The organism is Apibacter sp., from assembly GCF_025291155.1.
GTDB lineage: Bacteria > Bacteroidota > Bacteroidia > Flavobacteriales > Weeksellaceae > Apibacter.
Genome location: NZ_JAMBJZ010000098.1, coordinates 1 through 6,335, shown reverse-complemented (window position 1 = coordinate 6,335; position 6,335 = coordinate 1). Strand labels below are relative to the sequence as shown.

Annotated in this window: 6 protein-coding genes; all 6 read right to left on the bottom strand. The window is 29.3% G+C overall.

Going from position 1 to position 6,335, the window contains the following annotated elements; genetic code table 11:
• The coding region (locus M3Z80_RS08585) for a hypothetical protein (protein WP_293919187.1) at positions 1 to 206 on the bottom strand (206 nt) is incomplete at its 3' end.
• Between the two features lie 102 nt (positions 207 to 308).
• Positions 309 to 1,628: a TlpA family protein disulfide reductase gene (locus M3Z80_RS08580; protein WP_293919186.1), complete on the bottom strand. Its 1,320-nt coding sequence runs from the start codon at positions 1,626 to 1,628 to the stop codon at positions 309 to 311.
• A gap of 48 nt (positions 1,629 to 1,676) precedes the next feature.
• Positions 1,677 to 1,928 (bottom strand): hypothetical protein, encoded by a 252-nt coding sequence (locus tag M3Z80_RS08575; RefSeq protein ID WP_293919184.1) that lies wholly within the window; start codon positions 1,926 to 1,928, stop codon positions 1,677 to 1,679.
• A 15-nt stretch (positions 1,929 to 1,943) separates the two neighbouring features.
• Positions 1,944 to 3,956, bottom strand: a complete 2,013-nt coding sequence (locus M3Z80_RS08570) for a hypothetical protein (RefSeq protein ID WP_293919182.1) — start codon at positions 3,954 to 3,956, stop codon at positions 1,944 to 1,946.
• A gap of 96 nt (positions 3,957 to 4,052) precedes the next feature.
• Complete coding sequence (clpX, locus tag M3Z80_RS08565; protein WP_293919181.1) at positions 4,053 to 5,249, bottom strand: ATP-dependent Clp protease ATP-binding subunit ClpX; 1,197 nt, start codon at positions 5,247 to 5,249, stop codon at positions 4,053 to 4,055.
• Positions 5,250 to 5,363: 114 nt separating this feature from the next.
• The coding region (locus tag M3Z80_RS08560; protein ID WP_293919180.1) for a pyruvate dehydrogenase complex E1 component subunit beta at positions 5,364 to 6,335 on the bottom strand (972 nt) is incomplete at its 5' end.

Here is a 6,335-nt window from a genome sequence, read left to right as displayed (position 1 = left end):
ATTTTACCTTTTAATTGAATTTCAGCTGAAGAGACGCCAATTTGATTTATTTTATATATTTTACTTTTATCGACATATCTATAAGGGAAGTAATTTAAAAAATCTTCGCACGTGTGTATATTAAGCTGTTTTTTTAATAAATTAGCTTTTTCAGTTCCTATACCTTTAACATATTCAATGGAAGATTGAAGATATATCGTACTCATAATACAAAAATAAGAAACTACATTTAATCAACTTAAAATATACATATATAAAAAATGAGAAGGAATTATTTCCTTCTCATAAAATTTTATACTAATATCAAATTATTTAATTAAATTATTAATATTGGAAATTTTAGATGTTATTTTTAATATCTTATTATTTTTATCTAGCAAAAATATAGTTGGAGTACCTGTAACATTAAGTTCTTTTGCAAACTTACTATCCCAGTATAATAAATCAGAATCATTTAACCAAGGAGTTTCTTTTATAACATTTTCCCAATCCTCTTTATTATAATCTACAGAAAGTCCAATAATTTCACCACCAGAATTTTTGAAATTTTCATAAAATTGCTTAATAAATGGCAATTCTTGGTTACAATGTCTACACCATGATGCCCATACTATAATTAATTTATATTTGGTTTTAATATCATACAAATTTTGATATTTACCATTTAATTTATGGGTAAATTTTATATTTGGAATTATTTTTCCTTCTTTTATTGAATTATTAGTTTTAATGGTTTCTTTAAGTTCCGGACTAATTTCACAAGTTAAAGATTCTGCTCTTTTTATATATTTTTCTGCAAGATTATCAACTCCGTATCCATTAAGAAAATTGATAGTAGCTGATAGTATTTCTTGACCTCTGTTAGTATCTTCACCCACTTCATCTAATAAAATTTCTATAGCTTTATCAATCTTATTTTCCCAATCATTTTGAGTGGAAGCTCCGGTTGTGGACAATTTTAAATAATTGTATAAAAGAGATCTTCCTAAACCGGAAGTATCAAATTCTTCCCCATCATTCTTTAAATGATTTAATATTAAATTTTTATTCGAGAGAATGTCACCGTTCTCTATTTCTGAATTTTTGATAAGGTCAGAAGTTTTTATATAATATGTTAAAAAAGGATACTCGGAGATATCAGGTTGCTTTGTAGTAGATATTCTTTGAATTTCATTTTTTAGAGGTAGATAAAATTGGTCTTGTGAGTTATAATATTCTAAAAAAAATTGTAATTGATTAAGTATGGAATTTTTTTTAATATCAAAATTGATATAATCTTGGTATCTAACATTAATTAAATTACCAGGATTGTTTATACGAAACTCCCCCGAAGGACCGATTGAGGCGGTAAAATCGATATTGGTATTGTCAGATATAAAGTTGAAATTTTTTTTTGCGTCAAGTAATGAAATTTCAATTATTCCAGAATATTTTTCTTTAATAGGAACTGAAAAATCTCCTTTTGAATTGGTGGTTATATTTCCTATAAGTATATCATCAAATGCTCTATCTATTTTTACTAATATTCTTTTGTTAGAATAATTAGAGATAGAACCTTTAAAAACAAACTGTGCTTGAGTTAATAAGCAGGTGAGAATTAAAAAAGATGTAATTGAAATTTTTTTCATAAAAAAGCCTTGTTATTTTTAACAAGGCTAATTTATAAAATTAAATCTTTATATAGATTTTATTCTTCTCTTTTTATATATATAAAGTATTAAAAATATAGCACTTATAAATAAAAAAGGTACTATAAAATTGATGGGAGTAGTTTTGCCAGGGATACCAATTCCATAAGCTACCGAATCTCCTTCAGCAGATGGTATAGGTGGAACTTCTTCTGTTTCAACTACAACTTGCAATATATTGTAGGCAAAAGAATGGCTATAAACTAGGACTATAAGTATTATGGAAAATAATTTTTTCATTTCAAATTTACTTTATTATTTAACTATTTTTTTAGTTATTTTCTCACCGGTAATTTGATTAATTACTACTATAACGTACAAAGATGAAGATGTAGTATAAATTGGTAGTAGATAGTCATTATTCGTATTAATATTCTTTTCTGTAGAAATTAACTGACCTAAAACGTTAAAAATATTTACTTCAGCCTTTTGCCAATTTTTGTCAAATTTGACTTTATATTCATTTCCTGTCTTATAAATAGTAGTTAAGCCTGATAGGGCATTGATATCCTCATTTCCTAAGGTTCCAGGCTCTTTCCAAAAGATTTCGAATCTATCATTAGTAGATTCGTTAAGTTTTGTACTATAAGTAAAGTTTGTATCGATTTCTTTAACTACATTAGTTAATTTATCATGAAAATAAAATTTTGCATTTGAATTATCAAAATTTGTTTTTCCTTCATCCACTAAAGGAACCATATTTAATTTAAGCTCTGACTTAAATGTAAATTCATTTCCCTTATCATTATCATTCAGATTTATACCTACCGGTATAGCAATTCTAGAAGCATCATTTGAATTAATTACATTAATATATAATTTTGTATTTTCATATCCAGCTTGAATTCCTCCTGTATTTGATTCCGGTATAGTATATATACTTGTGTCATCGTTATTATTTAAACCTGTTGCTTCCCATTTATTTACTTCTCCGGTTATGAGATCGGAACCCGCTGCTACATAAGTGTTACCATAAAACGTATTACCTGAATATAATTCAAGATTTAACTGATATTTTTCATTGTTAACTGAATAGGCAGAACTTCTATTCATTTGTTCTCCCCCTTTAGCGTAAACATTTCCTTTATCAAATTTATAATTTGATGATTTAAAAGTCTGAATACTACTATTTGTATACAAATTTACTTTTACTCTACTATTTGGGATAGTTTTTATAAAAAAATTGGTCATAGGAGGAATTACACTTAAATCGTCACCTAGTGCCTTTCCATCAGGACTGAAGGTTTGTCTTTGATATTTTGTCTTGTATCTTGTATACCCATCAACAACACGTTCCATTATATTACCGTCACTACCAATACCTATAATCTCATTATTATCAATATTTTCTTTTAATAATTCATTTATATCCAAATTAGAAGTATACGGATTAACCATGCGCAACATATTAGTCCAATAGTTGGCATTGTTTAATTCGTCATTAGTAGTAGATTGATTAAAAGTTATACCGGGAACAAAAGGATCATTTAAATAGGTCCAATAATAGATACCATATCCGTTTGCGCTATTAGATCCAATTTGATATCCTGTACCGATTCTGTCGATAACAGAGAGGGACAGATTTGAAGATACTCCTCCATCATTAGGACTGGTTCCTGCAACATAAGGAGATCCAATAAATGAAATAATATCACTAAGGTTAGAACCACTAGCAAAACTTTCTGCTCTAAAAGAATAATGTTTTCCAGGAATAAATTTTTCATCTTTTTGGAAAGGATCAAATCTAAATCGATCTTCTCTCCAAGTAAAAACAGGATGTTTTAACCATTTAGTTGCATTGCCCCCGCAATTGTTGTTTATAGAAAATAAACCACATATTAAGTCAGGTGCATTGATACTTGAGTTTGAAACATCTTTTACAAATTGATCATAGGTATAATTTATAAATGGTGTTCCGAAAAGAATTTCACCAGATGTTCCAGTTCCATCCGGTAATTTTTTCTGTAAAGTTATTGTTCCAACACTGCGTTTATTAGTTGCAATAATTAATTGACCATACTTTTGTTCATCATCATAAGAAAGCACAAAATTTTTAGGAAGACTATTATTTTTTAAAGTACCATCTGATATTTTTATATTACCTTTATTGGTAAATACATCCGAACTGCTTTCTATAGTTATGTCACCAGTACTATATAGAGTCGTACCTTGACTCACAAAGAACTTCGCCCCACCCGTTGTGGTTATTTGTGAATTGCTTGCAATACAACCCAATACAAAAAGTAAGGGTATAAATTTTATTTTCATTTATTAAGTATTTATTAGTTAAAATTTATTTATTAAATATAATATATACTAGTAATGCAAAGATAAATAAAAATATTATTCACAAGCCATTTTTTTTTATTTTATTGATTTGTGTTTTGTTAAGATGACAAATTTATCCATATCTATAAATAAATTTCCTTTATAATTGTCAATATCATAACTAATTTGAGAAAATAAATTTTCGGCTATGCTTCTTAGTCCTCTTGCTCCTAAGCCTAAGAGCTGAGTTTCTTTTACAATTTCTTTTAAAACATCTTCAGTAATCGAAAGATCTATATTATCTAATTTAAAAAGGGCCTGATATTGTTTAATTATTGCATTTTTAGGTTTAGTCAAAATTTGAAGCATTGCATTCTCATCTAACGGCTCTAGATTAGTAATTACCGGAAATCTTCCCAATAATTCAGGAATAAGACCGAAATTTTTTAAGTCGGTTGCATTAACTTGAGATAAAATATGCTCTTTTTCAACATTTATATCGGTTGTATTACTAAATCCGATTGTGTTTTTATTTAGTCTGTTTGAGATTATTTTATTAATTCCTGAAAAAGCACCGCCCGCTATAAATAAAATGTTTTGTGTATTTACTTGAATATATTTTTGATCCGGGTGCTTTCTACCTCCTTGAGGAGGTACATTAATAATACTTCCTTCTAAAAGTTTTAATAAGGCTTGTTGTACACCTTCTCCTGAAACATCGCGAGTGATACTAGGATTGTCACTTTTTCTACTAATTTTATCTATTTCATCAATGAAAACTATTCCTTGTTCAGCTTTTTCAACATTGTAATCTGCGGCTTGTAATAAACGAGTGAGAATGCTTTCTACATCTTCGCCGACATAACCGGCTTCGGTTAGCACAGTAGCATCTACGATTGTAAAGGGAACATCCAGAAGTTTTGCAATAGATTTAGCAATAAGTGTTTTTCCGGTGCCTGTTTCGCCAACCATCAAAATGTTTGATTTTTCAATTTCGACTTCCCGATCTACTTCTAAAGAATGAGCTAGTCTTTTATAATGATTATAGACCGCAACAGACAATGTTTTTTTTGCATTTTCTTGTCCTATTACATATTGATCTAAAAAATCTTTTATCTCTTTCGGTTTTTTTATTTGAAGTTCAAATGCTTTGTTTTCTTTGTGATTTTCTTCCTGAGCAACAATATGATGAGCCTGTTCAATACAGTCATTACATATGTGACCATGAAGTCCGGCTATTAACAATTGAACTTCCGATTTTTTTCTACCGCAAAAAGTGCATTTTTGTTCCATAAGCTTTTATAAAGCTGATATTAATTTAAAATTCAGGCTTCAAAATTAATTTACTTATTAAAATTGAAACCTGAAAATATTTTTAATTATTCTTTTAAAGAAAATAAATATGAATTATTTTTTATATAAAGTATTTTTAACCGCAGTAATTACTTGATTAACGTTTGGATACCATTTAGAAAATAAAGAGGATGAATAAGGTGCTGACGCATCTGCGGTTGTAATTCTTTTTATAGGTGCATCTAAATAATCAAATGCTTTTTGTTGTACCATATAAGCTACTTCGCTGGCTATAGAAGCAAACGGCCACTCTTCAATCAATAAAACCAAACGATTAGTCTTTTTAACTGAATTAATTACAGTATCATAGTCTAATGGTCGAACGGTTCTCAAATCTATTACTTCTGCACTTATACCTTCTTTTTCCAATTCTGTAGCTGCTTCTAATGCTACTTTCATTACTTTTCCAAAGGAAACAATGGTAACATCTGACCCTGGTTTCTTTATATCGGCAACTCCTATAGGTATTAGAAATTCATCTTCAGGTATTTCCATTTTGTCTCCATACATTTGCTCAGACTCCATGAAAATAACAGGATCATTATCTCTAATGGCAGATTTCAATAAACCTTTAGCGTCATAAGGATTAGACGGAACAATAACTTTTAATCCGGGACAGTTGGCAAACCAACTTTCAAAAGCTTGGGAATGGGTAGCTCCTAATTGTCCTGCTGAAGCAGTAGGACCACGAAATACGATTGGTACATTCCATTGTCCACCGGTCATTTGGTAAATCTTAGCTGCATTATTTATGATTTGGTCGATAGCAACCAAAGAAAAGTTAAATGTCATAAATTCTACAATAGGGCGGCATCCGTTCATAGCTGCACCGACGCTAATTCCTGTAAAACCACTTTCAGCAATAGGGGAATCAATGACTCTTTTGGCTCCGAATTCGTCTACCATTCCTTTGGATGCTTTATAAGCTCCATTATAATTAGCAACTTCTTCACCAATTAGAAAAATAGAAGAATCTCTTCTCATTTCTTCACTCATGGCTTCGCAAATTGCCTGTCTAAATTGAAC

Coding starts and splice junctions, on each gene's coding strand:
- M3Z80_RS08580 (WP_293919186.1), bottom strand. CDS start 1,628: ATGAAAAAAATTTCAATTACATCTTTTTTAATTCTCACCTGCTTATTA.
- M3Z80_RS08575 (WP_293919184.1), bottom strand. CDS start 1,928: ATGAAAAAATTATTTTCCATAATACTTATAGTCCTAGTTTATAGCCAT.
- M3Z80_RS08570 (WP_293919182.1), bottom strand. CDS start 3,956: ATGAAAATAAAATTTATACCCTTACTTTTTGTATTGGGTTGTATTGCA.
- clpX (WP_293919181.1), bottom strand. CDS start 5,249: ATGGAACAAAAATGCACTTTTTGCGGTAGAAAAAAATCGGAAGTTCAA.